This window comes from Paraburkholderia sp. IW21 (assembly GCF_041321145.1).
GTDB lineage: Bacteria > Pseudomonadota > Gammaproteobacteria > Burkholderiales > Burkholderiaceae > Paraburkholderia.
Genome location: NZ_JBGGWA010000002.1, coordinates 632,910 through 658,538, shown reverse-complemented (window position 1 = coordinate 658,538; position 25,629 = coordinate 632,910). Strand labels below are relative to the sequence as shown.

Below are 25,629 nucleotides of genomic sequence, written 5' to 3'. Positions count from 1 at the left end.
CGGTTACAATAGCCTCCTTTGCAGACGGTCGTTTCGGCCGCTCCGCAGCACTCCCCTCTCTCGCAAAAAATCGCCCGCGCGGCACGACAGGCTTATGCACATCCACATTCTCGGCATCTGCGGCACGTTCATGGGCGGTCTCGCGGTTCTCGCGCGCGGCGCGGGTCACACCGTGACGGGCTGCGACGCCGGCGTCTATCCGCCCATGAGCACGCAACTCGAGGCGCAAGGCATTCGTCTGATCGAAGGTTATGACGCGGAGCAGTTGAACGGCCTCCACGCCGACCTGTTCGTGATCGGCAATGTGGTGTCGCGCGGCAACCCGCTGATGGAAGCGATTCTCGATCGCGGCCTGCCTTATGTATCCGGTCCGCAGTGGCTCGGCGAGCACGTGCTGAACGGCAAGTGGGTGCTGGCGGTGGCCGGCACGCACGGCAAGACCACCACCAGCTCGATGCTGACCTGGCTGCTCGAAGACGCGGGCCTCAATCCTGGTTTCCTGATCGGCGGCGTGCCGCTGAACTTCGGCGTGTCGGCGCGGCTGACCGATTCCAGCTTCTTCGTGATCGAAGCCGACGAGTACGACACGGCCTTCTTCGACAAGCGCTCGAAGTTCGTTCACTACCGCCCCAAGACCGCGGTCCTGAACAATCTCGAATTCGATCACGCCGACATCTTCCCGGATCTGGCCGCGATCGAAACGCAGTTCCATCACCTTATCCGCACGGTGCCGGGCATCGGCCGCATCGTGACGAATGGTCGCGAAGACGCGCTGGAGCGTGTGCTGACGCGTGGCTGCTGGAGCGAAGTCGAGCGTTTCGGCGTGCAAGGCGGCTGGGAGACCTTGCCGGCCGAAGACGGTGTGCCCGTCGACGAACGTTTCGCCGTGTATCACAACAGCGAGCGCGTCGGTGTGGTCGAGTGGCAGGTGCAGGGCGAGCACAACCGGATGAACGCGTTGGCCGCGATCGCCGCCGCGCGCCACGTCGGCGTGCCGCCGGCGCAGGCCGCGAAGTCGCTGGCCAGCTTCCGGAATGTAAAGCGCCGCATGGAAGTGCGCGGCAGCGTCGACGGCGTGACTGTCTACGACGACTTCGCCCACCACCCCACCGCGGTCGAAACCACGGTGGCCGGTCTGCGCGCACGCGTCGGCCACCAGAACACGCGAATCCTGGCCGTGCTGGAGCCGCGTTCGAACACCATGAAGCTCGGCGTGATGAAAGCACAATTGCCGGCCAGCCTCGCCGAGGCCGATCTGGTGTTCGGCTACGGCGCGCCGGCCGGCCGCGACGCACTCGGCTGGAATCTCGGCGAAGCGCTCGCGCCTCTCGGCGGCAAGGCGCAGGCTTTCGACAATCTCGATGCGCTGGTCAAAGCGGTGGTCCACGCGGCGCGCCCCGGCGACCAGATTCTGGTGATGAGTAACGGCGGCTTTGGCGGCGTGCATCAGAAACTGCTCGACGCACTCTCCGCGCGAGGCGTTTCGTGATCCTTTACCTGCACGGTTTCCGCTCGTCACCCAATTCGTTCAAGGCGCGCGTGTTGGCGGCGCGCCTCGTCGAACTCAGCCGCAGCGACGAATGGTGCTGCCCGATGCTGCCGGTTTCGCCGTTTGAGACCGTGGCGCTCGCCGAATCGCTGGTGGCCGCTGCCGGGACGAATCGCGTGACGGTGATCGGCAGTTCGCTCGGCGGCTACTTCGCCACGCATCTCGCCGAGAAGCACGGCTGGCCGGCGGTGCTGCTGAACCCGGCGGTCGTGCCGCAGCGCGATCTGAGCGCGTATCTCGGCGAGCAGCCGTTGTGGCACGGCGGCGGCAGTATCACGGTCGAACCGCATCATCTGGACGAGCTGCGCGCGCTTGGCGTCGCGTCGATCACGCGCCCCGAACGCTATTATTTGATGGCCGCCACCGGCGACGAAGTGCTCGATTACCGCGAAATGCTTGCGCACTATCCGGGCGCACGCACTACGCTGATCGAAGGGAGCGACCACGCGATCAGCGAGTTCGCGCAATACGTCGACGAGGTACTGGCCTTTTGCGATGCCGAAGACGTCGAGCCGCCGGCGCCGCGCGAGGCGGCCTGACAGTTCCGACGATCAACCAGCGAGGCCGTTGCGGATCACCGGATTCACGCCGCCGGCGCGTGCGTATTGCGCCGCGGATCCCCTACCACGAACACGTTGCCGTGCCGCGCACGCAGTGACCGATAGCCGAACACCATCGGCCGGCCCGGCAGATGCAAGTCAGAACGAGAGTATTGAGTGAACGTTTTCTTCGAGGAATCGGGCAGTTTCAAGGCGGGCAGCGTGCTGTCGCGCCAGGGCGACGCTTTTCAGGTCGAGCTGCCGGGCGGCCGGCGCGCCAAGGTGCGCGCGAAAGATGTACTGATCGAATTTGAAAAGCCGACCGCCGGCGAGTTGATGCAGCAGGCGGACACCGCCGCGCAGGACATCGATCTGGACTTCCTGTGGGAATGCGCGCCGGACGACGAATTCCCGTTTGCCGCGCTGGGCGCCGAGTACTTCGGCGAAGCGTTCGGCTCGATCGAGCGCGCGGCGCTGGTGCTGCGCATGCACGGCGCGCCGGTGTACTTCCGCCGCAAAGGTCGCGGCATGTATCAGCGAGCGCCGCAGGAGCAACTCAAGATGGCGCTCGCCGGGCTTGAACGCAAGCGTCAGCAGGCGCTCGTGCAGGCTGGCTTCGAAGAGGAACTGAAGGCAGGCCGTCTGCCGGAAGGCTTCAGTGGCAGCAAGGCGCTCGCTTTGCTCACCAGGCCCGACAAGAACACGATCGAATACAAGGCGCTCGAAGGCGCGGCAGCGGCGCGCGGCATTTCGCAGGCGCGGCTAATGCTTGAATGCGGCGGCATTCCGTCGGCCCGGGCGCTGCACGAGGCGAAATTCCTCTCCGAGTTTTTCCCGCACGGCACCGGATTCCCGCCGGTCACGGTCGGCACGTTGCCGGAAGATCTGCCGGAAGCCGATGTAGAGGCGTTCTCGATCGACGACATCACCACCACTGAAATCGACGATGCGTTCTCCGTCGAGCATCTCGCCGACGGCCGCGTGCGGATCGGCGTGCACATCGCCGCGCCGGCGCTGGGTATCGCGCGTGGCGACGATGTCGATGCGATCGCGCGTACGCGTTTGTCCACCGTCTACATGCCGGGCGACAAGATTACGATGCTGCCCGATAGCGTCGTCGAAGCGTTTACGTTGGCTGAAGGCGGCTTGCGGCCCGCGTTGTCGCTGTATGTGATCATCAACCGCGAGACGCAGGAAATCGTGGCGAGCGAAACGCGCGCCGAGCGCGTGTTCGTCAAGAACAATCTGCGCCACAACACGCTCGACGAACTGGTCAACGAAGAGGCGCTCGCCGCCGGCACCGGCGACTATCCGCACAAGGAAGACATTGCCGTGCTGTGGCCGTTCGCGCAGGCGCTGTTTGAAAAGCGTCAAACCGCGCGTGCTGGTTACGGACTGCGCCGCGAAGTGCAGCGCAATACCGATTTCAATTTCTACGTTGAAGGCGAGCACGTCACGATCACGCCGCGCCGACGCGGTTCGCCGCTCGACACGATCGTTGCCGAGCTGGCGATTCTCGCCAATTCGTCGTGGGGCGCGTTCCTGCACGACCACGGCGTGCCGGGCATTTATCGTACGCAGCGCGCGTTCGGCGCGCCGACCGGCCCGAAGCGCACCCGCATGCAAACCAATGCGGCACCGCACGAAGGCCTGGGCGTCACGCAATACGCGTGGAGCACGTCGCCGCTGCGCCGTTACGTCGACCTCGTGAACCAATGGCAGTTGCTCGCCTGCGTGCAGCACGGTGTAACCGCGAAACTGGCCGCGCCGTTCAAGCCGAAGGACGCCGATCTGTTCGCCGTCGTGCAAGGTTTCGACGACACCTACACCGCGTACGCCGATCACCAGCGCCGCATGGAGTATTTCTGGTGTTTGCGTTGGCTGAAGCAGGAGAACCGGAAGCAGGTGGTGGCGTCGGTGGTGAAGGGCGATCTCGTGCGCCTGGAGGAAATCCCGCTGCTGCTGCATGTGCCGGGCCTCGGCGTGCATGCGCGTGGTACCCGCTTGCAGATGGAAGTGATGTCGCTCGACGAACTGACCGTCGAAGCGTCCGTGCGCCTGCTGCACGTGCTCGACGCACCGACGGTGACGAGCGGCGGCGAAGCTGAGGAAGCCGACGAGGGTGAAGAGGACATCATCGACGCGCCCGATGAGCGCGCCGAAGATGAAGCCGAGGCGCAAGCCGAAGCAGACCTCGACGGCGGCGCGGCCGCGGAAGGCGCCACCGAAAGCGGTGATGACGGAAGCGGCGCAGCGGCGGATCAGCAGCAGGTTGCGGAGCCCGGACGATGAGCACGGGTGAATCACGTGACCGTTATGCGGTAATCGGCAACCCGGTCAGCCACAGCAAATCGCCGTTTATTCATGGCCGCTTCGCCGCGCAGACCGGCGAGCCCGTCGAGTACGGCCACTTGCTCGCGCCCGTGGATGCATTCGTGCCGCACGTGCGCGCTTTTATCGAAGCGGGCGGACGCGGCATGAACGTCACTGTGCCGTTCAAGCTCGACGCGCACGCGTTCGCTCACGCCCTGTCGCCGCGCGCGGCGGCGGCGGGCGCGGTGAACACCTTGCGGTTCGATGCGAGCGGCGTCTACGGCGACAACACCGACGGCTTTGGGCTGGTGCGCGACATCGAAGTGAATCTCGGCGTCTCATTGAAGGGCGCGCGCATTCTGTTGCTGGGCGCGGGCGGCGCCGCGCGCGGCGTGGTGCTGCCGATGCTGGACCGCGCACCGCATACGCTGACGATCGTCAACCGCACGGCGGCAAAGGCTGAAGCGCTGGTCGACCAGTTCGCGCAAGCCGCGCGCGACGCCGTTTGCCGCCTGACCGGCGGCAGCGCGCGAGCGATCGAAGCGGGCACCTACGACGTGATCGTCAATGCGACGGCGGGGAGTCTGGACGCCTCGTTGCCCGAGTGCGACGACCGCGCGTTCGGCAGCGGCACGCTCGCCTACGACATGATGTACGGCGCGCACCCGACGGTGTTCATGGAGCACGCGCAGAAGCTGGGCGCGCGCGGCGCCGATGGTCTCGGCATGCTGGTCGAGCAGGCTGCCGAATCGTTTTACGTGTGGCGTGGCGTACGGCCTGATGGCGCGCCGGTGCTGGCCGAGTTGCGAGCGCTGTTGGCGGCGCCGTCGCACGCATAGACCGCCGTTTTATCTTCCGGAACTTCCCGGCTCGAGGACTGATACCACGATGACAGCAACGCGGCGCGCGAGCCGGCCAGGTCCGGTGCGATGGATGGTTTATCTGGGCGCCGTGGCGGCGATTGCGTGGCTTGCGACACAGGCGTTCTACTTCGCGCAGATCGCAGTGTGGAATTACGTCAATCCGCAGACCACTGCTTTCATGCGGTCGGATGCATGGCGATTGTCGGAGGATCGGCCTGATCTTTCGGTGCAGCATACCTGGGTGCCGTACGACCAGATTTCGCGCAATTTGAAGCGGGCGATTATTGCTTCCGAAGACGCGAATTTCGTTAATAACAACGGGTATGAGACCGACGCCATTTTGCAGGCGTGGGAGCGGAATAAGGCCAAGGGCAAGATTGTTCGTGGCGGCTCGACGATTACCCAGCAACTGGCGCGGAATCTGTTTTTGTCGCGGGAGAAGAGTTATATCCGCAAGGGGCAGGAGCTGATCATTACCTGGATGCTCGAGACCTTGATGGACAAGGAGCGGATCTTTGAGATTTATCTCAACTCCGTTGAGTGGGGGAATGGGGTTTATGGTGCTGAAGCGGCCGCGCATTATTACTATAAGAGTTCTGCTGCCAAATTGACTGCTGCGCAGTCGGCCCGTTTGGCTGTGATGTTGCCGCAGCCCAAGTATTTTGATGAGCACAGGGGCTCGGGGTATCTCGCTCAACGATCGCGCGTGATTGCGCGGCGGATGGGGGCGGCTGAGTTGCCAGATTGATTTTTTTTTGCCTTTGGCGGCGGCATTAATGGTCTGCCTGCGGTGGTGGTTTTTTGCTTTTTGCTTTTAGTTTTTGCCTGCTTGGCGATTTTGTCTGGGGGCTTGTGGTGTTGGCCTTTCCTTGATTTGTTAGTGGTCTATTAGCGTTGCCCCTGTGCGGGGCGGCACCTACTTTTCTTTGCCGGCTGCAAAGAAAAGTAGGCAAAAGAAAGCAGCTCAAACCGCTAATTGCTAAGCGGCTCCCGCAGTCAGCGAATGGTAGTGGCTCCGTGGAATCTGTGTTCTCGCACATTCGGCGCTAGTGACAAGGGCGTCATACTTCCGGCGGCGCTGCGCGCGCCGAAGTGTACTTCATAAAACCTTGTGCTGCGTTTTGCGTTCGCGTTTTTCCCGACATCGTGACTCGCCGTTATATCGCCACTGCATGCGATTGCGACACACCTACATTTCATTCAGGGTGCGGGTTGACCCTTGAGTGCGGAAGCGCCACGCCGAGGCAAAGCAGAAGGCCTCCACCATCCTTAAACGAAGCCCCTGGTTTCCCATGCAAACCCGTCCGCGACGCACGTAGTGCGGAGTGGGAGCTGATGACACCTTTGTCACTTGGGGTTGAAGGTACGAGGGCCCGGATTCCACGGGGCCACTACCCCCTCCAAGCCGGGGGAGCCGCTTAGCATTAGCGGTTTGAGCTGCTTTCTTTTGCCTACTTTTCTTTGCAGCAGGCAAAGAAAAGTAGGTGCCGCCCCGCACAGGGGCGACGCTAATAGACCACTAACAAATCAAGAAAATCTCCAGCTTCGAGGAGCACCACCCAGCGCTCCGTCGCGAGACAAACAAAGCAGTGAGAAGGCGCTACCGCAGGTAGAAAACCCAATGCCCGCAAGGCAATCAAAAGCAAACCCACCCCAGCGAGCACGCAAGCAAAAACCAGCCCCCGGCAAGGCAAAATCCCATTATATGAATCCAACACTCACATATTGGAGATTTCCAAAAAACCGCCCTACAATCCAATCCAACACGCACCGTGAGCCAGAAAAACTACCCACGGAATAGCGGCAGCAAGAAAAATCCGGAGACAAAGCCCAACCATGCCTAAGACCCAAAGGCAGCACCCCCACGCCTGCGACACACGCGACACTCACCGCGCCGCAAGCAAAACAGGCTCCCTCTCCGGCCCCGCGCTGTAAGCGCAAAAAACCACCTCAAAAGCCAATCGCCATGAACAAAGCGATGCCCACTCACGTCGCAAGTGAGTCCGAAGCCGATCTGGCGCTGTCAGCCGATCACGTGTCCCGCGCCACGCCGCAGCAGCCCCACGCCGCCAAAGCCCCGCGCTCCAGCGCGCAACCGGTCGTGGCAAACGAAATCGCGTTGCCCAGCACGTTGCTCGACGTCACGCCGCAACAAGCCGGCACGCAAACGCTCCTGCGCGGACTGGCGATTCTGGAAGCCGCCGCCGCCGGCGTGCGCGATCTGCGCACCTTCGGTGCCGCACTCGGCACCACCCGCAGCACCACTCATCGGCTGGTGAGCAGCCTCGTGCAGGCGCGCTATCTGCGTCAGGTGCAAGGCGGCTATCTGCTCGGTCCGAAGCTGATCGAACTCGGCACCATCGCGCTCGAACAGATGCCGCTCACCGCCGTCGCGCGCCAGCATCTCGAATCGCTCGCCGAGCAGACGCTCGATACGATCCACCTCGGCGTGCGCGATGGCGACGACGTGCTGTACATCGACAAGATTCCCGGCACCCGTGGGCTCGAAATGCGCTCGCGCGTCGGTCACCGGATGCCGCTGGCGTCGACGGGTATCGGCAAAGCCATGATGCTCGACCTCACGCCCGACGTCTGGCAGTCGCTCTTCGAAGCATCGCGGCGCGCGCTCGCCAGCGTCACTTTCAAGCCGGATAACCGCCCAGACGCGCTGACCTTCATGCAGCGCATGACCAACTACGCCGCCGGCGGCTACACCTTCGACCTCGAAGAAAACGAAGCGTCGATCCGTTGCGTCGCGGCGCCCGTGCGTGATGCGTCGGGTGCGGTGGTCGCGGCGCTGTCGGTGGCGAGCACGATTCCGTATATGCCGCTCGAACGCATGGATGAACTGATTCCGGTCGTGCAGCGCGAAGCGCGCGCAATCTCGGAAGAACTCGGCTGGCGCGCTCCGCAGCCGACAACCCGCAGGATCAAGCGATGAAGCAAGCGGGTTCTCTCACGCAAGCGGTCAACCCGGTGAATGACGCCGCGGTGGCCGCCGACGCGACCCTCCAGCACGCGGCGCTCATCGCGCTCGACTGGGGCACGACGTCGCTGCGCGCGTATCTTTTCGACGCAGCCGGCAAGGTACTGGCGATGCGCGCCTCGACGGCCGGCATCATGAATTTGCCGCGCAGCGCCGAGCATGGCGGCTTCGATGCCGCGTTCGATGACGCATGCGGGGCCTGGCTCGAACGGGCGCCGGCCGTCCCGGTGATCGCGGCCGGCATGGTCGGCAGCGCGCAAGGCTGGGTCGACGCGCCATACGTCGACGTACCGGCGAGCGCCGATGCGCTGGTTGCCGGGATCGTCCGCGTACAAGCCGCGTGCGGCGCGGCGTTGCACATCGTGCCAGGCGTCCTGCAACGTGGTGAACTGCCGAACGTGATGCGCGGCGAAGAAACGCAGATTTTCGGCGCGCTCGGCCCGGATGCCAACGCCGCAGATAGCGGTAAGCGTGCATTGATCGGCTTACCTGGCACCCACGCGAAATGGGCCGTCGTGAAGGCCGGCTGCATCGAACGTTTTTATACCTTCATGACCGGTGAAGTGTTCGCGGCATTGCGCGAACACACCATCCTCGGCCGCACGATGACCACGCCGGATCGTCCGGATATCGATGCGTTTCTGCATGGCGTGAACATCGCCCGTGACAAAGGTCAGACGGGCATGCTGGCGACCGTATTCAGCGCCCGCACGCTCGGCCTCACCGGACAACTGTCGCGCGAGCAGCAGCCGGACTATCTGTCGGGCTTGCTGATCGGGCACGAACTGGCGGGCCTCGAAGCCGTACTCACGCAGCAGCAAAACTCGCTGGTCGGGCAGCGCTTGCGCCTGATCGGCAATGAAGCGCTATGCGAACGCTATCGCCTCGCGCTGGCGCAATTCAGCTGCACTCAAGCGGTGCTGGTGAAGCACGCGACCGAGCGTGGTTTGTGGCGCATCGCCATCCAGGCGGGGCTCGTCAATCCCGCGCCCCAAGCGGCGCACGTCGGCTAACCGGCAGCGCCGCCGCTCATGAAACAAGGAACCGACATGCAACCTCACATCAATCTGCCCGCTCCGTACATGCCCCACGCGGGTTTGATCGCGGCGTTCGAGGTCTGTCCGCTGATCGCGATCATGCGCGGCGTGACGCCCGCCGATGCGGCCGAGCATGGCCAGGCGCTGTACGAAGCCGGCTTTCGCATCATCGAAGTGCCGTTGAATTCGCCGCAACCGTTCGACAGCATCGCGGCGATCCGCAAGGCTCTGCCGGCCGACGCCATCATCGGTGCGGGCACGGTGCTGCATCCGAGTTTCGTCAACGACGTGAAGTCGGCGGGCGGCGAACTGATCGTGATGCCGCATAGCGATCCGGAAGTCGTCAGTGCTGCGAAAGCGCAAGGCATGGCGTGCGCGCCGGGCGTGGCGACGCCGAACGAAGCTTTCATCGCGCTGAAAAACGGCGCGGACGTGCTGAAGATGTTCCCCGCCGAACAACTCGGCTGCCAGGTCGTGAAGGCGTGGCGCGCGGTAATCGCGGCGCAAGTGCCGCTGGTGCCAGTCGGGGGGATCACGCCGGACAACATGGGCCCGTTTCTCAGCGCCGGCGCGAACGGTTTCGGGCTCGGCTCGGCGCTGTACAAGCCGGGTCAGAGCGTGGCGGTGACGGCTTCGCACGCGAGGGCGTTCATCAACGGTTTGCGCATCGCTCGAGCAGGCGCAAAGAAATGAAGCGGCTCGCCGACAAGGTTGCGTTGATCACGGGCGCTGGGCGCGGCATCGGTGCGGCCATCGCGCTGGCGTTTGCGCGTGAGGGCGCGGCGGTCGTGCTGGCTGAACTGGATATCGAAACCGCCCAGCGGACGGCGGCGCAGATCAAGGCGCAAACCGGCGGACGCGTGCTGGCGGTGCAGACGGATGTGACGCAATCCGCTTCGGTTCAGCACGCGGTGAGCGAGGCCGAACAGGCGTTCGGCGCGCTTGACGTGCTGATCAACAACGCCGGCATCAACGTGTTCTGCGATCCGCTGACGATGACCGACGACGACTGGCGCCGCTGCTTCGCAGTCGATCTCGACGGCGTCTGGAATGGTTGTCGCGCGGTGTTGCCGGGGATGGTGGAACGCGGCGCGGGCAGCATAGTGAATATTGCGTCGACGCATGCGTTCAAGATCATTCCGGGATGTTTTCCGTACCCGGTGGCGAAGCACGGCGTGCTCGGTTTGACGCGTGCGCTCGGGATCGAGTACGCGCCGCGCAACGTGCGGGTCAACGCGATTGCGCCGGGTTATATCGAAACGCAGTTGACGCACGACTGGTGGAACGAACAAGCCGATCCGGCCGCCGCGCAGCAAGCGACGCTCGATCTGCAACCGATGAAGCGCATCGGCCGCCCGGAAGAAGTGGCGATGACGGCGGTGTTCCTTGCATCGGACGAAGCGCCGTTCATCAACGCCACCTGCATCACCGTGGATGGCGGGCGCTCGGCGCTGTATCACGACTGATTTTGCAGTACGCAGCACGCAGCATGAGGATGCGCAGGGGCGCAACAGTACACCGGACGACGCGTTGGCCGCGTGTGTCACAACCGGTACAAGAAGACGCGGCCGATACCTTCTCGTTATCAATTAGTCAGGAGACACGCATCATGAAACGAAGAATTTTCCTCACGCTGGCAGCAGCGGCGGCGGGTGTGCTCTTCAACGCACCGGTCGCGCAAGCCGCCGATCCGGTCAAGATCGGCTTCCTCGTGAAGCAGCCGGAAGAACCGTGGTTCCAGGACGAATGGAAGTTCGCCGAAATGGCCGCCAAGGAGAAGGGTTTCACGCTGGTGAAGATCGGCGCACCGTCGGGTGAGAAGGTGATGAGCGCCATCGACAATCTGTCGGCTCAGAAAGCGCAAGGCTTCGTGATCTGCACGCCCGACGTCAAGCTCGGCCCGGGCATCGTCGCCAAGGCGAAGGCCGACGGCCTGAAGATGATGACGGTCGACGATCGTCTGGTCGACGGCGCGGGCAAGCCGATCGCATCGGTGCCGCATATGGGCATCTCGGCGTACAACATCGGCAAGCAGGTCGGCGACGGCCTGGCTGCGGAAATCAAGAAGCGCGGCTGGGACATGAAAGATGTGGGCGCGATCGACGTGACCTACGAACAGTTGCCGACCGCGCATGACCGCACCAGCGGCGCGACCGACGCGCTGATCGCCGCCGGCTTCCCGAAGGCGAACATCATCGCCGCGCCGCAAGCGAAGACCGACACGGAAAACGCCTTCAACGCCGCCAATATCGCGCTGACGAAGAACCCGAACTTCAAGCACTGGGTGGCTTACGCGCTGAACGACGAAGGCGTGCTGGGCGCGGTGCGCGCAGCGGAAGGCCGCGGTTTCAAGGCGGACAACATGATCGGTATCGGCATCGGCGGTTCTGACTCGGCATTGAACGAGTTCAAGAAGCCCACCCCGACCGGCTTCTACGGCACGGTCATCATCAGCCCGAAGCGTCACGGCGAAGAAACCTCGACGCTGATGTACGACTGGATCACGCAAGGCAAGGAACCGCCGATGCTCACGCTGACGACCGGCATGCTGGCCACGCGTGCCAACGTGGGTGAGGTGCGCGAAAAGATGGGCCTTGCATCGAAGTAAGTTGTCCTTTACCGCGGTGCAGTGAAGTGAACCGCCGGTGCGGCATTTTTGTATGGGATCAGAGTAAGCGCTGAAGCACTAACTCTGGTCGACAACTATGTATGGGATCAGAGTAAGTGCTAAAGCACTAACTCTGATCGACAACTTTGTATGGGATCAGAGTAAGCGCTGAAGCGCTAACTCTGATCGACACAGGAGGCGAAGTGTCAGCGACGCTACGTTTTGACAATATCGGCAAAGTCTTTCCAGGCGTGCGCGCGCTCGACGGTGTGTCCTTCGACGTCAACGTCGGCCAGGTGCACGGCCTGATGGGCGAAAACGGCGCAGGGAAATCGACCCTGCTGAAAATTCTCGGCGGTGAATACCAGCCCGATTCGGGCCGCGTGATGATCGACGGCAACGAGGTGCGCTTCACGAGCGCCGCTTCGTCGATCGCGGCGGGGATCGCGGTGATTCACCAGGAACTGCAATACGTGCCCGATCTGACGGTCGCGGAAAATCTGCTGCTCGGCCAGTTGCCGAACTCGCTCGGCTGGGTCAACAAGCGCCAAGCGAAACGCTTCGTGCGCGAACGGCTCGAAGCGATGGGCGTGGGGCTCGATCCGAATGCGAAGCTGCGCAAGCTCTCGATCGCGCAACGACAGATGGTCGAAATCTGCAAGGCGCTGCTGCGTAACGCACGTGTGATCGCACTCGATGAACCGACCAGCTCGCTGTCGCACCGCGAGACCGAAGTGCTGTTCAAGCTGGTGCGCGACCTGCGCGCCGACAACCGCGCGATGATCTACATCTCGCACCGGATGGACGAGATTTACGAGCTGTGCGACGCCTGCACGATCTTCCGCGATGGCCGCAAGATCGCTTCGCATCCCACGCTACAAGGCGTCTCGCGCGACACCATCGTCAGCGAAATGGTCGGACGTGAAATCGCCGACATCTACAGCTATTCAGCGCGTCCGCTAGGCGAAGTGCGCTTCGCGGCGAAAGCGATCGAAGGCCATGCGCTCACGCAACCGGCCAGCTTCGAAGTGCGGCGCGGCGAGATCGTCGGCTTCTTCGGTCTGGTAGGCGCGGGCCGCAGCGAACTGATGCACCTCGTGTACGGCGCCGATCGCAAGAAGGGCGGCGAACTGATGCTCGACGGCAAGCCGATCAAGGTGCGCAGCGCGGGCGAAGCGATTAAACACGGCATCGTGCTGTGTCCGGAAGATCGCAAGGAAGAAGGCATTGTCGCGATGGCCACGGTGTCGGAGAACATCAACATCAGTTGCCGCCGTCACTATCTGCGCGCGGGCATGTTCCTCGATCGCAAGAAAGAAGCGGAAACCGCGGACCGTTTTATCAAACTGCTGAAAATCAAGACGCCGAGCCGGCGCCAGAAGATTCGCTTCCTGTCGGGCGGCAACCAGCAGAAGGCGATTCTGTCGCGCTGGCTCGCCGAGCCGGATCTGAAAGTGGTGATTCTCGACGAACCGACGCGCGGGATCGACGTCGGCGCGAAGCATGAGATCTATAACGTGATTTATCAGCTCGCCGAACGCGGCTGCGCGATCGTGATGATTTCGTCGGAATTGCCGGAAGTGCTCGGTGTGTCCGACCGGATTGTCGTGATGCGCCAGGGACGGATTTCCGGCGAGCTGGCGCGTAAAGACGCAACGGAACAATCTGTGTTGGGCCTCGCATTGCCGCAGAGCTCGACCGCGCTGCCCACAACCGCCGCCGCCAGTCAGGCGGCCTGAACATTATTTGGACGAAAGTCCGGCAACCCGTGGGGAACGGGAGGAGTCTTCAAAATGCAAGCCAGAGAAAACCTCGCGCAACAAGCCGCCAAAGGCGCGGCCGAAGCGCTGATTCCGCAGTCGAACGACAAGGCGAAATGGTGGCAGCAGATCACGGAGTACAGCTTGATCGTGATCTTTGTGATCATGTTCGTCACGATGTCGCTGACCGTCGATCACTTCTTCTCGATCGAGAACATGCTCGGCCTCGCGCTGTCGATCTCGCAGATCGGCATGGTCGCGTGCACGATGATGTTCTGCCTCGCGTCACGCGATTTCGACTTGTCGGTAGGTTCGACGGTCGCGTTCGCCGGCGTCTTGTGCGCGATGGTGTTGAACGCGACCGGTAATACGTTTATCGCGATCATTGCCGCGGTGGCGGCAGGCGGGGTGATCGGCTTCGTCAACGGCGCGGTGATCGCCTATCTGCGCATCAACGCGCTGATTACAACCCTGGCGACGATGGAAATCGTCCGCGGTCTCGGTTTTATCGTGTCGCACGGGCAGGCGGTCGGTGTGTCGTCGGAGACGTTTATCGCGCTGGGCGGTTTGAGCTTCTTCGGCGTGTCGCTGCCGATCTGGGTCACGCTGCTGTGCTTCATCGTGTTCGGCGTGATGCTCAACCAGACCGTGTACGGCCGCAATACCCTGGCAATCGGCGGCAATCCGGAAGCCTCGCGTCTTGCCGGTATCAACGTCGAACGCACACGCGTTTATATCTTCCTGATTCAGGGCGCGGTGACCGCGCTGGCCGGTGTGATTCTGGCTTCGCGGATTACGTCGGGTCAGCCGAATGCGGCGGAAGGTTTCGAGCTGAACGTGATTTCGGCTTGCGTGCTGGGGGGCGTGTCGCTGCTCGGTGGTCGCGCGACGATCTCGGGCGTGGTGATCGGCGTGCTGATCATGGGTACGGTCGAGAACGTGATGAACCTGATGAACATCGACGCGTTCTATCAATACCTCGTGCGTGGCGCGATCCTGCTGGCCGCCGTGCTGCTCGACCAGTTGAAGAACCGCGGCTCGCGGGACTGAATCCGCGACTCGACCCGGCACTCACTCACTTGCTCTAAAAGGAATCGAACGATGTCGTCACCGGCCAATGCAAACGACCGTCTCGCGGATAAGGCGTTTGCCCGCTATCCGAGTCTCGTCGACCGAACGGTGTTGATTACGGGCGGCGCGACCGGTATCGGCGCATCGTTCGTCGAGCATTTCGCGGCGCAAGGTGCGCGCGTCGCCTTCTTCGATATCGATGCGACCGCGGGCGAAGCACTCGCCGACGAACTCGGTGATTCGAAGCACAAGCCGCTGTTCTTGCCCTGTGATCTAACGGATGTCGACGCACTGCAAAAAGCGATCGCCGACGTCAAGGGCGCGCTCGGCCCGATTCAGGCGCTGGTGAACAACGCGGCTAACGACAAACGTCACACGATCGGTGAAGTGACCGCCGAATCGTTCGACGCGGGCATCGCGGTGAATATCCGTCACCAGTTCTTCGCGGCGCAGGCAGTGATGGAAGACATGAAGGCCGCCAGCAGCGGTTCGATCATCAATCTCGGCTCGATTAGCTGGATGCTGAAAAACGGCGGCTATCCGGTGTACGTGATGTCGAAATCGGCGGTGCAGGGTTTGACGCGCGGCCTTGCGCGCGACCTTGGCCACTTCAACATCCGCGTCAATACGCTGGTGCCGGGCTGGGTGATGACGGAGAAGCAGAAGCGTTTGTGGCTCGACGACGCGGGCCGTCGCTCGATCAAGGAAGGTCAGTGCATCGACGCTGAACTGGAACCCGCCGACCTCGCGCGCATGGCGCTGTTCCTCGCCGCCGACGATAGCAGGATGATCACCGCGCAGGACATCGTCGTCGACGGAGGCTGGGCGTGAGCGCGGGCGCGCGTGCGGGTTTGCGTACGCACCGCGCGGCGCTGCTGCTCGACACGAAATGCACGCTCGGCGAAGGCGCCACGTGGTGCGCGAAATCGGGCCGCTTCTACTGGACCGATATCGAAGGCGCGCGCCTGTGGCGCCATGACCCGGGCGACGGCCGCATCATGTTCTGGCGCATGCCCGAGCGGCTCGCCACATTTGCGCTGTGTGCCGATCCGCACTACCTGTTGCTCGGTTTGGCGACGCATCTGGCGTTCTTCGATCTGGCAACCGGCGAGACGCACCGGATCGTCGATATCGAGCCCGGCTTGAACACGCGTGTGAACGACGGCCGCTGCGACCGTCAGGGGCGCTTTGTATTCGGTACCAAAGACGAAGGCTCGCCGTTGCAAGCGGTCGGCGGGTTTTATCGTCTGAATCATGATTTGTCGTTGGAGCGTCTGCCGTTACCCGCGCCGGCGATCTCGAACAGCATCGCGTTCAGTCCCGACGGCGCGACGATGTACTACTGCGATTCGCCGACGCGTGAAATTCGCGTCTGCGACTATCGCGCGAACGGCAGCATCGACAACGACCGCCTGTTCACGACACTGACCGACGCCACTGGTGAGCCCGACGGCTCGACCGTCGACCGCGACGGCGGCTTGTGGAACGCGCAATGGGGTGGCAGACGAGTGGTGCGGTACGGCCCCGATGGCGTGGAAACCGAGCGTGTCGACGTGCCGACTGCGCAGCCGAGCTGCGTCGCGTTCGGCGGTCCTTCAAGGAGGCTTCCTTCGGGACGGCAGCAACTAGGCACGCTGTACATCACGAGCGCGCGCGCCGATCTCGACGCTGCTGCGCTCGCCGGCGATTCTCGTGCCGGTGGCGTGTTCATCGCGACGCCCGGCCGACGAGGTTTGCCGGAGCCGGTGTTCCAGGGCGCGCCCGCATAGCGCAATTTGACGCAGCGTCGGTGTCGAGGCAGCAGCGTAGAGCAGTCGAGCAGTGACTTTGAATGTGGATCAAAAAATTGACGTCGCAGACCCAGTGGCAGCAAATCGGCAGCATGCAGTTCGGACCCAGAGGCGACCGGTTCAAAAAATCGCCCTACAGCATCCGTCAGCAATGACGGCAACGTCCCCCGCCTCTCGATGGAGCCAGATATGACTGTTCCGAATCTTGTTTCCGCTTCTTCCCAGACCCGACGCGCGCGACTCAACGCAGCGGCCAATCCGGTGCTGCCGGGGCCCAGTACGTCGGCGGTGGCGGTCGGCGAAGCGAGCGGTGGTGAGCTCGCGTGCATTACGCTCGCCAATGCGCATCTGCGGCTCGATGTCGCGCCGACGCTCGGCGGCGGCGTCACCCGTTTCGACTGGCGCAACGACGGCGCGCTCACGCCGATCTTCCGGCGCTGCCGCCACGTCGCCGCGGATACCCAGCCGAATCAGCTGGCCTGCTATCCGCTGCTGCCGTATTCGAACCGGATCGGCGGCGGCCAATTCAGTGTGGCGGGGCGGCGTGTCGAGGTGCCGTGCAATCGCGCCGACGAACCGTTGCCGATTCATGGCGATGGTTGGCTGTCCGCATGGCAGGTGGCCGATTCGGACCGCGAAAACGTGCGCCTGACGCTCGATCGCCACGACGGCAAACCGTATGCATTCCGCGCGACGCAAACCTATACGTTGGACGGACCCACGCTCGTCGTCACGTTGGAAATCGAAAACGCCGGTCGTGAGGCATTGCCGTTCGGGTTGGGCGTGCATCCGTTTTTCGTGCGCGATGCGGATACCGAACTATCGGCGGCGGCCGGCGGCCTTTGGCTCTCCGGCGACGACTGGCTGCCGGTACGTCACGTGCCGGCGCCACCCGCCTGGCAATTCGGCGTCGCGTATCCGCTGCCGGAAGCCATCGTCAATCATGCATTCACGGGCTGGAGCGGGCAGGCGGCGGTGGTGTGGCCCAAGCGCCGTCTGTCGCTGAATATCGCCGCCGACACTGACTACTACGTGCTGTACACGCCACCCGGCGAAGACTTCTTCTGCTTCGAACCGGTCGATCATCCGATCAACGCGATGAACCTGGCCGGCGGCGCGTGTGAAAACGGCATGACGATGCTAAGACGCGGCGAGCGGCTGACTCGTACGTTCCGCTTCACCGTCGAACGGACCGGTTTGCGCTCGATGCCGGGCACACGCGGTTCGCGGCGCAAGCAATAGCAGGGCGAGCAGGACGGGTAAAATACGCGCCTCTTTCCGTTATCGGCTCGCCGCGAGACTCACCATGTCCAATTTCACCCAGACACTCAACGACGCCTGGCAGCGCACGAACTCGCTGCTGTGCGTCGGCCTCGACCCCGAGCCCGGCAAATTCCCGGGCGCGCTCGCGGGCCGTCCCGAGGCGATTTTCGACTTCTGCCGCACCATCGTCGATGCGACCGCGCCGTATGCGTCGTCGTTCAAGCCGCAGATCGCGTACTTCGCCGCCCATCGCGCGGAAGACCAACTCGAACAGCTGATCGCGCATATTCATGCGAACCACCCGGGACTGCCGGTGATTCTGGACGCGAAGCGCGGCGACATCGGCAGTACAGCCGAGCAGTACGCGCGTGAGGCGTTCGAACGCTATCAGGCGGATGCGGTGACGGTGAATCCGTATATGGGTTTCGATTCGATCGAGCCGTATCTGGAGCACGAAGGCAAAGGCGTGATCGTGTTGTGCCGGACGTCGAACGCGGGCGGCTCCGATCTGCAGTTCCTGGAAACGGGCGGGCGTCCGCTGTATCAGGTCGTCGCGCAACTGGCGGCGAACAAGTGGAACGCGAGCGGGCAACTGGGTCTCGTGGTCGGCGCAACTTTCCCGAAGGAAATTGAAGCGGTGCGTGGGATCGTCGGCGATATGCCGCTGCTGATTCCCGGCATCGGCGCGCAAGGCGGCGATGTTCAGGCCACGGTGAATGCCGGCCGCACGGCAAACGGCGCCGGCATGCTGATCAACTCGTCGCGGGCGATTATCTATGCCGGCAAGGACGACGATTTCGCCGAGGCCGCGGCGAAAGCCGCGATGGCAACGCGTGACCGGATCAACGCGTTTCGCTGATTTAATGTTCGCGCTCGTCGAGCAGAGCCAGCACGCCGCGCAAGGCATGCGCGGCCGCCTGCACGCGGATCCTCTCGCGGTCGCCCTTGAAGATCTTCGTTTCGACCGAGGTATGCAGCCGGTTGCTCCAACCGAACGACACCATGCCGACCGGCTTGGTTTCAGTGCCGCCGCCGGGGCCGGCGACGCCGGTAATCGACAGCGACACCTGCGCGCGGCTGTTGCGCAGCGCGCCCTCGGCCATCGCGCGCGCTACGTGCTCGCTGACCGCGCCGTGCTTTTCGATCAGATCGGCAGGCACGCCGATCATTTCGGACTTCGCCTGATTCGAATACGTGACGAAGCCACGCTCGAACCAGCCGCTGCTGCCGGAAATATCGGTGATCGCGGTCGCCACCATGCCGCCCGTGCAGGATTCGGCGGTGACGAGCATCAGGCGCTCGTCGCGCAGGCGGTTGCTCACGCGAATCGCGAGCTGGTGAACCACGGAATCGGTAGGCATGGTGTCAATCCGGAAAGCGGGGAACTGCGGCGCGGCGGCGGCCGGCGCCCTGCGAGCGTTGGCCGACGGGCACCGGCTAGACCGACATGCGCCAGAGGGCAATCACGAGCAGCGTGAAAAACGCGGCGACCAGGTCATCGAACATGATGCCAAAGCCACCTTTCAGTCGGCGATCGAAATAGCCGATTGGCGGCGGTTTCACCATGTCGAAGAAGCGGAACACGACGAACGCCCCGAACTGTCCAATCAGCGTGACCGGCGTGACCATCAGCAGCACCAGCCAGAACGCGATGATTTCGTCCCACACGACCGGCGACGGATCGTCGGTGCCGAGTTTCTTCGCGGTAAAACCGCAAATCGCAATGCCGCCGACAAAACCGGCGACGATCAGCACGCCCCACTCGATCACGGTCAGATAGCGGCTCAAGACGGCGAACGATGCCCAGGCGAACAGCGTGCCGATCGTGCCCGGCGCAACCGGCGACAAACCGCTGCCAAAGCCCAGCGACACAATGTGCAGTGGATGCGACAACATGAAGCGCGCGGTGGCGCGGCGCGGCTGAGGACGTGGCGCGCGCGGATCGGGCGCTTTGGGCTGCGGATTGCCGACAAGATCGTCGGCGGGGCCCAGCGGGGGATCAGTCTGCATGGAAGTGGTCGAAGCCTTGCAACGTCAGGGTAAGCGGCGCGCCGTCGGCATCGCGCCAGCCGATCGCCGGGCGGTCGGCCGCCGTTTGAAGAGCGCTTATTGTACCGATGCGGGTGACCGGTATAGGCACTTTGCGGCCGGCTGCTTCAACCGAAGCGCGCGCCGCAACCGGCGCCGTGAAGCACAGTTCGTAATCGTCGCCGCCGGCCAGCGTGCAGCGCCGCTGGACCTCGGGCGAGAGGCGGCGCAGCGCGGCGGAGCGTGGGACGGCGTCGACGTCGACGGTGGCCTGCATCGTGGAGCGCTCAAGGATATGCAGCAGATCGCCAGCCAGTCCGTCCGACAGATCGAGTGCGGCATGCGCGATGCCGCGCAACGCGAGACCGAGCGCGACACGTGGCTCCGGGCGCTCGAGGGCGCGACGAAACGTTGCCGTGTCGCTGGCATCCGCGGACCACTCGCCGCGCTGCACACCCAGGCCGGCTCGCGCGTCCCCGAGTGTGCCGGAGATCCAGATGTCGTCGCCCGGCTGCGCGGCGTCGCGGCGCAGGGCTGCCCGCGGCGGCACGCTGCCGAATACGGTGATGCACAGATTCAAAGGGCCACCCGTCGTATCGCCGCCGATCAACGCGCAATCGTGGCGCTCGGCCAGCGCGAAGAGCCCGTTACTGAATGCGGCCAGCCAGGCTTCGTCCGCCGTCGGCAAGGAGAACGCCAGCGTGAACGCCTGCGGCTTTGCACCCATTGCCGCCAGGTCCGACAGATTGACGGCGAGCGCCTTGTGACCGAGTGCCTCCGGATCGATATCCGCGAAGAAGTGGCGGCCTTCGACCAGCATGTCCGTCGATATCGCGAGCATTTCGCCGGGGCGGGGCGCGAGCAGCGCGCAGTCGTCGCCGATGCCGAGCGAGCCGTCTGCGGGGTTGGACGGCGGCGCGGCGGCGCGGCGCGCGAAGAAACGGTCGATCAGCGAGAACTCGGAGAGCATGGTGGCAATGGGTGAGCGAATAAGTGCAGCGAAAAGCCGCTAACGGCGCGCATTGTAGGGAAAGGCCAACGGATAAACACTCGATTCGTACTCAACTCCAGTTCAACTCGTGGCCGGCGCAAGGCACGCCACGTCAACCTTTCGCTATGTTTCAGTCGCGGCAGTTGTACCCGTATTGAAGGAATTGAGCCGGCAATTGGGGCTACAATGCCGTCGAACGTCTATTCTAATCCGCACTTCGAAGCCCGCCTTATGTCGACTCCCGTCAATAGCAAACTCCGCGAAGCCGCCCTCGATTATCACGAGTTCCCGACCCCCGGGAAGATCGCGATCGCCCCGACCAAGCAGATGATCAACCAGCGCGACCTCGCCCTGGCCTACTCGCCGGGCGTTGCATTCGCGTGTGAGGAAATCGTCGAAAACCCGCTGAATGCCGCACGTTTCACCGCGCGCAGCAACCTGGTCGGCGTTGTCACGAACGGCACGGCGGTACTGGGTCTCGGCAATATCGGTCCGCTCGCCTCCAAGCCGGTCATGGAAGGCAAGGCCGTCCTGTTCAAGAAGTTCGCCGGCATCGACGTGTTCGATATCGAGCTGAACGAGTCCGATCCGCACAAGCTGGTCGAGGTGATCGCGGCCTTGGAGCCGACCTTCGGCGGTATCAATCTCGAAGACATCAAGGCGCCGGACTGCTTCATCGTCGAACGCGAATGCCGCAAGCGCATGAAGATTCCGGTCTTTCACGACGACCAGCACGGCACGGCGATCGTCGTCGCGGCGGCGATCACCAATGGTTTGAAGGTGGTTGGCAAGGACATCAAGAAGGTCAAGCTGGTGTCGTCCGGCGCGGGCGCGGCGGCGCTGGCCTGCCTGGATCTGCTGGTCGACATTGGCTTGCCGCTTGAAAACATCACCGTCACCGACCTGGCCGGCGTGGTCTACAAGGGCCGCGTCGAACTGATGGACCCGGACAAGGAGCGCTTCGCGCGCGAAACCGAAGCCCGCACGCTCGCTGAGGCGATCGGCGGCGCGGACATTTTCCTCGGCTTGTCGGCCGGCGGCGTGCTGAAGCAGGAGATGGTCAAGCAGATGGCTGAAAAGCCGCTGATTCTGGCTTTGGCCAACCCGACGCCGGAAATCCTGCCAGAACTGGCGCTGGAAGTGCGTCCGGACGCGGTGCTCTGCACGGGCCGCACGGACTATCCGAACCAGGTGAACAACGTTCTGGTGTTCCCGTTCCTGTTCCGCGGCGCGCTGGATGCCGGCGCGACGACAGTCACGCGTGAAATGGAAATCGCGGCGGTCAACGCGATCGCCGAACTGGCGCGCCAGGAGCAGAGCGATATCGTCGCGACGGCTTACGGCATTCAGGATCTCTCGTTTGGTCCGGAATACCTGATTCCGAAGCCGTTCGACCCGCGCCTGATCGTCAAGGTCGCGCCGGCCGTCGCGAAGGCCGCGATGGATTCGGGTGTCGCCGAGCGTCCGATCGAGGACATGGAAGCGTACGAACAGCATTTGCAGCAGTTCGTGTATCACAGCGGCACGACCATGAAGCCGATTTTCCAGCTGGCGCGTGGCGTCGAGCCGGAGAAGAAGCGCATCGTGTTCGCCGAAGGCGAAGAAGAGCGCGTGCTGCGCGCCATGCAGATCATCGTCGACGAAAAGCTCGCCAAGCCGATCCTGATCGGCCGTCCGGCGGTGATCGAGCAGCGCATTGCGCGCTACGGTCTGCGTCTGGTCGCGGGGCAGGACTACACGGTCGTGAACACCGACCACGACGAACGCTACCGCGACTTCTGGCAGGAATACTACAAAATGATGTCCCGCAAGGGCATCACCCAGCAGATGGCGAAGCTCGAAATGCGCCGCCGCACCACGCTGATCGGCGCGATGCTGGTGGAAAAGGGCGAGGCCGACGGCATGATCTGCGGCATGGTCAGCACGACGCATCGTCACCTGCACTTCATCGACCAGGTGATCGGCAAGCGCGAAGGTTGCGCGGTCTACGCGGCGATGAATGCGCTGGTGTTGCCGAATCGCCAGATTTTCCTGGTCGACACGCACGTGAACGTCGATCCGACGCCGGAACAGTTGGCCGAGATCACGATCATGGCTGCCGAAGAAGTACGCCGTTTCGGTATCGAACCGAAGGTTGCGCTCTTGTCACATTCCAACTTCGGCTCGAGCAATGCGCCGACCGCGCAGAAAATGCGCAACACGCTGGCGATCCTGCGCGAGCGCGCGCCGGAGCTGCAAGTGGACGGCGAAATGCACGGCGACCTCGCGCTCGACGCGAATCTGCGCCGCGAAGTGCTGCCCGACTCGACGCTCGAAGGCGACGCGAACCTGCTGGTGCTGCCGAACATCGATGCGGCCAACATCTCGTACAACCTGCTGAAGACCGCCGCGGGCAACAACATTGCGATCGGCCCGATGCTGCTGGGCGCGGCCAAGCCGGTGCACGTGTTGACAGCTTCGGCCACGGTTCGCCGCATCGTCAACATGACGGCGCTGCTGGTTGCAGACGTAATCGCGGCCCGCTGATCCTTGAATCGGGCCGAAGTATGGCGCCGGCTGACGGAGCGCCACGCAAAAAAAAGGCGTGCCCGCCAAGGGCACGCCTGTGGGTGAACTGGGGATAGCCACCCAAAAAAAGGCCGAATAAAACTATTCCGCCTCCGAGAGACTGCCGGGAGCCCCAAGGCTCCCACCAGCGGGACGAGCGGCGCAGCGTGTGTTCCGGTGAGCTTAGGTCCCCGTTCGCGCCATCAAGTTAAGTTTAGCCTGTCTAGGCTAAATATTCTGTCAAAAGTCGTCAAAGCCTGTCCAGTGGCCCTTTCCCGCGCGATTGGAGGCTTTTGCCTGCCTGGCGAACGTTGATTCCGGGGGGCTTTAGCGATACCCTTACGACTTTCATGGTCGTCAAACTCGTGATCTAACAGCGGGGAACCTTGATTCATGGCACGCAAGTGGCTGCGCATTAAAGGCGGGCTGATAGGTGCCTTGACGCTCTGCGCTTTGTCCGGCTCCGTGCCTGGCGCGTTTGCGCGCGACTACACGGCACCCGTCGATACACAAGCGCAGGTGCAGGGCACTATCGCGGCGGCGCAGTTACCACGCGAAGCGGTCAATACATTGAACTTGATTGCCGCAGGCGGGCCTTACCCGTATGAGAAGGACGGCATCGTATTCGGCAATCGTGAACGGTTGCTGCCGTCGCACCGGCGCGGCTACTACCACGAATACACCGTTCCCACGCCTCGCTCACGTAACCGCGGGGCGCGTCGCATCGTCTGCGGAGGTCCGCTAAAGCGGATCGACAACTGTTACTACTCGGACGACCACTACACCAGTTTTAATCGTATTGTTGAATGACATCGGGATGAACGGCATGAGCGACAACGTCTACGCGCACGACTCCGGAGTCGCGACGGATCTTTTCGCGGCCGGCGACGGCAATTTGTTCCAGCGCGTCATGAAGATGCGTGCCGGCGTCCAGGGCCGGGATAACCAGAGCGAAGCCAGCACTGTGCTTTCATCGAACGAGGAGCCCATGAGTCTTTTCAAGACCGTACGACCGAACATCGTACAGTCGATCCGCGCGTTTCGCGTGCAGGATCTCGCTGACGAGGCCAACCAGCTGGGCCAGCACTTTCTGTATGCGTACACGGCGAATGCGCAAAGCAAACAGGAAGTGCTCGAGACCATCGCGACGTCGTTCCTGTTTCCGAAGCATTTCGGCAAGAATTACGACGCGCTCTACGATTCGTTGACCGATCTGGTTCATAAGGCTGGCGCACAGCCTGGCTTCGTGATCGTGCTCGATCAACTGCCGGTCGCGCAAAAGTTCGACAAGGAAGGGCGGGAGACGCTATTGGATGTGTTTCGCGAAGCGGCCGAGTTCTGGGCCGAACGCAAGGTCGCGTTCCGGGTGTTTTACTCATTTGCCTGAGCACCGCTTGCCGTAACAAAGAAAGAGAAAGGCCCGCCAATCCGGCGGGCCTTTGCTTTTTGGCGCTCAAATCAGAGCGTTAGCCCGACGCCGGGCCGCTTCGCTTGTCAAAGCTTGTCAAAGACAGAGCCCCCCGGCCGACGGCGCAGGTTGGCTTACCAGGCGCCCCAGCGAGCGGCCAGCGCCGACAAAACCGCAATACCCGCGGTTTCAGTGCGCAACACGCGCGGACCGAGACCGACGGCGGTAAATCCGTGATCGGTCGCAGCGGCTTCTTCCGCGGCGGAAAAGCCGCCCTCCGGGCCGACCAGCACGGTCACACGCCCATACGGCGGATTGGCGGGCAGTGCAGAAAAGCTGATGCTGGCGCGCGGCGACAGCAAAATGCGCAGTTCGCCCTCTTCAGGCGCACGGGGCAGCGCGCCGAGCCAGGTGGCGATCTCGCGCACCGGCATGACTTCCGGCAGGCGGTTGCGCCCACACTGTTCGCACGACGCGCGCACGATGCCTTGCCAGTGCACGTGCCTTCGCTGCGCGCGTTCGCCGGAAAGCCGCACGACGCTACGCGTGGTGGTCAGCGGCACGAAACACGAGGCGCCGAGTTCGACCGCCTTTTCGATCAGCCAGTCCATCTTGTCGCCACCGGCTATGCCTTGGGCGAGGGTGAGGTGATAGGGCGCTTCGACTTCGATATTGCGGAATTCGTGAATTCTTACCTTGGCCGAGCGGCGTTCGACTTCGACGAGTTCGGCGCTGTATTCGCCGCCTTCGCCGTTGAAAAGCACGATCGAATCACCGGGCTGCAAGCGCAGCACCAGAATGTGGCGCGTGACGTCATCGGGGAGCGGCATGATGTCGTCGGGCTTGAGGGGCGTACCGACGAAGAAGCGAGGCATC

At 63.2% G+C, this 25,629-nt stretch carries 23 protein-coding genes; 19 read left to right on the top strand and 4 right to left on the bottom strand.

Annotated features, from left to right (window positions below; genetic code table 11):
- Nucleotides 1-94 precede the first annotated feature (94 nt).
- From mpl to pyrF, 16 genes are all read left to right on the top strand, one after another.
- Nucleotides 95-1,489, top strand: a complete 1,395-nt coding sequence (mpl, locus tag ACAX43_RS06865) for a UDP-N-acetylmuramate:L-alanyl-gamma-D-glutamyl-meso-diaminopimelate ligase (protein WP_370707647.1) — start codon at nucleotides 95-97, stop codon at nucleotides 1,487-1,489.
- Nucleotides 1,486-2,088, top strand: coding sequence for a YqiA/YcfP family alpha/beta fold hydrolase (locus ACAX43_RS06860; protein WP_370707646.1), 603 nt, complete (start codon nucleotides 1,486-1,488; stop codon nucleotides 2,086-2,088). Before mpl ends, ACAX43_RS06860 begins: the two co-directional genes overlap by 4 nt.
- Nucleotides 2,089-2,265: 177 nt before the next feature.
- Complete coding sequence (locus tag ACAX43_RS06855) at nucleotides 2,266-4,380, top strand: ribonuclease catalytic domain-containing protein (RefSeq protein WP_370707645.1); 2,115 nt, start codon at nucleotides 2,266-2,268, stop codon at nucleotides 4,378-4,380.
- Complete coding sequence (gene aroE / locus ACAX43_RS06850) at nucleotides 4,377-5,240, top strand: shikimate dehydrogenase (protein ID WP_370707644.1); 864 nt, start codon at nucleotides 4,377-4,379, stop codon at nucleotides 5,238-5,240. The genes ACAX43_RS06855 and aroE overlap by 4 nt, the downstream gene beginning before the upstream one ends.
- A gap of 49 nt (nucleotides 5,241-5,289) precedes the next feature.
- Complete coding sequence (gene mtgA / locus ACAX43_RS06845; protein WP_370707643.1) at nucleotides 5,290-6,012, top strand: monofunctional biosynthetic peptidoglycan transglycosylase; 723 nt, start codon at nucleotides 5,290-5,292, stop codon at nucleotides 6,010-6,012.
- 1,218 nt (nucleotides 6,013-7,230) lie between these two features.
- Nucleotides 7,231-8,205 (top strand): IclR family transcriptional regulator, encoded by a 975-nt coding sequence (locus tag ACAX43_RS06840; RefSeq protein ID WP_370707642.1) that lies wholly within the window; start codon nucleotides 7,231-7,233, stop codon nucleotides 8,203-8,205.
- Nucleotides 8,202-9,263, top strand: coding sequence for a 2-dehydro-3-deoxygalactonokinase (locus tag ACAX43_RS06835; protein ID WP_370707641.1), 1,062 nt, complete (start codon nucleotides 8,202-8,204; stop codon nucleotides 9,261-9,263). The genes ACAX43_RS06840 and ACAX43_RS06835 overlap by 4 nt, the downstream gene beginning before the upstream one ends.
- Nucleotides 9,264-9,299: 36 nt before the next feature.
- A complete protein-coding gene (locus ACAX43_RS06830; RefSeq protein ID WP_370707640.1) occupies nucleotides 9,300-9,980 on the top strand; it encodes a 2-dehydro-3-deoxy-6-phosphogalactonate aldolase in 681 nt (226 codons plus the stop codon).
- On the top strand, nucleotides 9,977-10,753 hold the full coding sequence (locus ACAX43_RS06825; protein WP_370707639.1) for an SDR family oxidoreductase: 777 nt from the start codon (nucleotides 9,977-9,979) through the stop codon (nucleotides 10,751-10,753). The genes ACAX43_RS06830 and ACAX43_RS06825 overlap by 4 nt, the downstream gene beginning before the upstream one ends.
- Before the next feature lie 143 nt (nucleotides 10,754-10,896).
- A complete protein-coding gene (locus ACAX43_RS06820) occupies nucleotides 10,897-11,895 on the top strand; it encodes an arabinose ABC transporter substrate-binding protein (RefSeq protein WP_370707638.1) in 999 nt (332 codons plus the stop codon).
- A gap of 203 nt (nucleotides 11,896-12,098) precedes the next feature.
- Entirely contained in the window at nucleotides 12,099-13,634 is a 1,536-nt protein-coding gene (araG, locus tag ACAX43_RS06815) for an L-arabinose ABC transporter ATP-binding protein AraG (RefSeq protein WP_370707637.1), read from the top strand.
- Nucleotides 13,635-13,688: 54 nt separating this feature from the next.
- A complete protein-coding gene (araH, locus tag ACAX43_RS06810) occupies nucleotides 13,689-14,705 on the top strand; it encodes an L-arabinose ABC transporter permease AraH (RefSeq protein ID WP_370707636.1) in 1,017 nt (338 codons plus the stop codon).
- Between the two features lie 51 nt (nucleotides 14,706-14,756).
- Nucleotides 14,757-15,557 carry an SDR family NAD(P)-dependent oxidoreductase gene (locus tag ACAX43_RS06805; RefSeq protein ID WP_370707635.1) on the top strand — a complete coding sequence of 267 codons (801 nt, stop codon included), beginning with the start codon at nucleotides 14,757-14,759 and terminating at the stop codon, nucleotides 15,555-15,557.
- Entirely contained in the window at nucleotides 15,554-16,495 is a 942-nt protein-coding gene (locus ACAX43_RS06800) for an SMP-30/gluconolactonase/LRE family protein (RefSeq protein WP_370707634.1), read from the top strand. Before ACAX43_RS06805 ends, ACAX43_RS06800 begins: the two co-directional genes overlap by 4 nt.
- Before the next feature lie 210 nt (nucleotides 16,496-16,705).
- The gene (locus tag ACAX43_RS06795) at nucleotides 16,706-17,758 is read left to right on the top strand and encodes an aldose 1-epimerase (RefSeq protein WP_370707633.1); all 1,053 of its coding nucleotides are present in this window, start codon (nucleotides 16,706-16,708) and stop codon (nucleotides 17,756-17,758) included.
- A 64-nt stretch (nucleotides 17,759-17,822) separates the two neighbouring features.
- Nucleotides 17,823-18,638: an orotidine-5'-phosphate decarboxylase gene (gene pyrF, locus ACAX43_RS06790; RefSeq protein WP_370707632.1), complete on the top strand. Its 816-nt coding sequence runs from the start codon at nucleotides 17,823-17,825 to the stop codon at nucleotides 18,636-18,638.
- Nucleotide 18,639: 1 nt separating this feature from the next.
- Here the strand turns inward: pyrF and ACAX43_RS06785 are convergent, their stop codons facing one another.
- The 3 genes from ACAX43_RS06785 to thiL form a co-directional block, all read right to left on the bottom strand.
- Complete coding sequence (locus tag ACAX43_RS06785) at nucleotides 18,640-19,140, bottom strand: CinA family protein (RefSeq protein ID WP_370707631.1); 501 nt, start codon at nucleotides 19,138-19,140, stop codon at nucleotides 18,640-18,642.
- A 76-nt stretch (nucleotides 19,141-19,216) separates the two neighbouring features.
- Complete coding sequence (locus ACAX43_RS06780; protein WP_370707630.1) at nucleotides 19,217-19,789, bottom strand: phosphatidylglycerophosphatase A; 573 nt, start codon at nucleotides 19,787-19,789, stop codon at nucleotides 19,217-19,219.
- On the bottom strand, nucleotides 19,779-20,777 hold the full coding sequence (gene thiL / locus ACAX43_RS06775; protein ID WP_370707629.1) for a thiamine-phosphate kinase: 999 nt from the start codon (nucleotides 20,775-20,777) through the stop codon (nucleotides 19,779-19,781). Before thiL ends, ACAX43_RS06780 begins: the two co-directional genes overlap by 11 nt.
- A 207-nt stretch (nucleotides 20,778-20,984) precedes the next feature.
- Here thiL and ACAX43_RS06770 point away from each other — a divergent pair, with 207 nt between their 5' ends.
- From ACAX43_RS06770 to ACAX43_RS06760, 3 genes are all read left to right on the top strand, one after another.
- The gene (locus tag ACAX43_RS06770) at nucleotides 20,985-23,324 is read left to right on the top strand and encodes an NADP-dependent malic enzyme (protein ID WP_370707628.1); all 2,340 of its coding nucleotides are present in this window, start codon (nucleotides 20,985-20,987) and stop codon (nucleotides 23,322-23,324) included.
- 414 nt (nucleotides 23,325-23,738) lie between these two features.
- Nucleotides 23,739-24,155, top strand: a complete 417-nt coding sequence (locus tag ACAX43_RS06765) for a ribonuclease (RefSeq protein WP_370707627.1) — start codon at nucleotides 23,739-23,741, stop codon at nucleotides 24,153-24,155.
- A 16-nt stretch (nucleotides 24,156-24,171) separates the two neighbouring features.
- Nucleotides 24,172-24,732, top strand: a complete 561-nt coding sequence (locus ACAX43_RS06760) for a barstar family protein (RefSeq protein WP_370707626.1) — start codon at nucleotides 24,172-24,174, stop codon at nucleotides 24,730-24,732.
- 155 nt (nucleotides 24,733-24,887) lie between these two features.
- Here ACAX43_RS06760 and ACAX43_RS06755 read toward each other — a convergent pair whose 3' ends face one another.
- Complete coding sequence (locus ACAX43_RS06755) at nucleotides 24,888-25,628, bottom strand: 16S rRNA (uracil(1498)-N(3))-methyltransferase (RefSeq protein ID WP_370707625.1); 741 nt, start codon at nucleotides 25,626-25,628, stop codon at nucleotides 24,888-24,890.
- Nucleotide 25,629 lies beyond the last annotated feature (1 nt).

Bases quoted from the DNA above. Each gene is read 5' to 3' on its own strand.
- mpl (WP_370707647.1), top strand. From the start codon at position 95: ATGCACATCCACATTCTCGGCATCTGCGGCACGTTCATGGGCGGTCTC.
- ACAX43_RS06770 (WP_370707628.1), top strand. From the start codon at position 20,985: ATGCCGTCGAACGTCTATTCTAATCCGCACTTCGAAGCCCGCCTTATG.
- mtgA (WP_370707643.1), top strand. From the start codon at position 5,290: ATGACAGCAACGCGGCGCGCGAGCCGGCCAGGTCCGGTGCGATGGATG.
- ACAX43_RS06830 (WP_370707640.1), top strand. From the start codon at position 9,300: ATGCAACCTCACATCAATCTGCCCGCTCCGTACATGCCCCACGCGGGT.
- ACAX43_RS06820 (WP_370707638.1), top strand. From the start codon at position 10,897: ATGAAACGAAGAATTTTCCTCACGCTGGCAGCAGCGGCGGCGGGTGTG.
- thiL (WP_370707629.1), bottom strand. From the start codon at position 20,777: ATGCTCTCCGAGTTCTCGCTGATCGACCGTTTCTTCGCGCGCCGCGCC.
- ACAX43_RS06805 (WP_370707635.1), top strand. From the start codon at position 14,757: ATGTCGTCACCGGCCAATGCAAACGACCGTCTCGCGGATAAGGCGTTT.
- ACAX43_RS06765 (WP_370707627.1), top strand. From the start codon at position 23,739: ATGGCACGCAAGTGGCTGCGCATTAAAGGCGGGCTGATAGGTGCCTTG.
- ACAX43_RS06840 (WP_370707642.1), top strand. From the start codon at position 7,231: ATGAACAAAGCGATGCCCACTCACGTCGCAAGTGAGTCCGAAGCCGAT.
- ACAX43_RS06755 (WP_370707625.1), bottom strand. From the start codon at position 25,628: ATGCCTCGCTTCTTCGTCGGTACGCCCCTCAAGCCCGACGACATCATG.
- ACAX43_RS06780 (WP_370707630.1), bottom strand. From the start codon at position 19,789: ATGCAGACTGATCCCCCGCTGGGCCCCGCCGACGATCTTGTCGGCAAT.
- araH (WP_370707636.1), top strand. From the start codon at position 13,689: ATGCAAGCCAGAGAAAACCTCGCGCAACAAGCCGCCAAAGGCGCGGCC.
- ACAX43_RS06760 (WP_370707626.1), top strand. From the start codon at position 24,172: ATGAGCGACAACGTCTACGCGCACGACTCCGGAGTCGCGACGGATCTT.
- pyrF (WP_370707632.1), top strand. From the start codon at position 17,823: ATGTCCAATTTCACCCAGACACTCAACGACGCCTGGCAGCGCACGAAC.
- ACAX43_RS06785 (WP_370707631.1), bottom strand. From the start codon at position 19,140: ATGCCTACCGATTCCGTGGTTCACCAGCTCGCGATTCGCGTGAGCAAC.
- ACAX43_RS06835 (WP_370707641.1), top strand. From the start codon at position 8,202: ATGAAGCAAGCGGGTTCTCTCACGCAAGCGGTCAACCCGGTGAATGAC.
- ACAX43_RS06825 (WP_370707639.1), top strand. From the start codon at position 9,977: ATGAAGCGGCTCGCCGACAAGGTTGCGTTGATCACGGGCGCTGGGCGC.
- ACAX43_RS06795 (WP_370707633.1), top strand. From the start codon at position 16,706: ATGACTGTTCCGAATCTTGTTTCCGCTTCTTCCCAGACCCGACGCGCG.
- aroE (WP_370707644.1), top strand. From the start codon at position 4,377: ATGAGCACGGGTGAATCACGTGACCGTTATGCGGTAATCGGCAACCCG.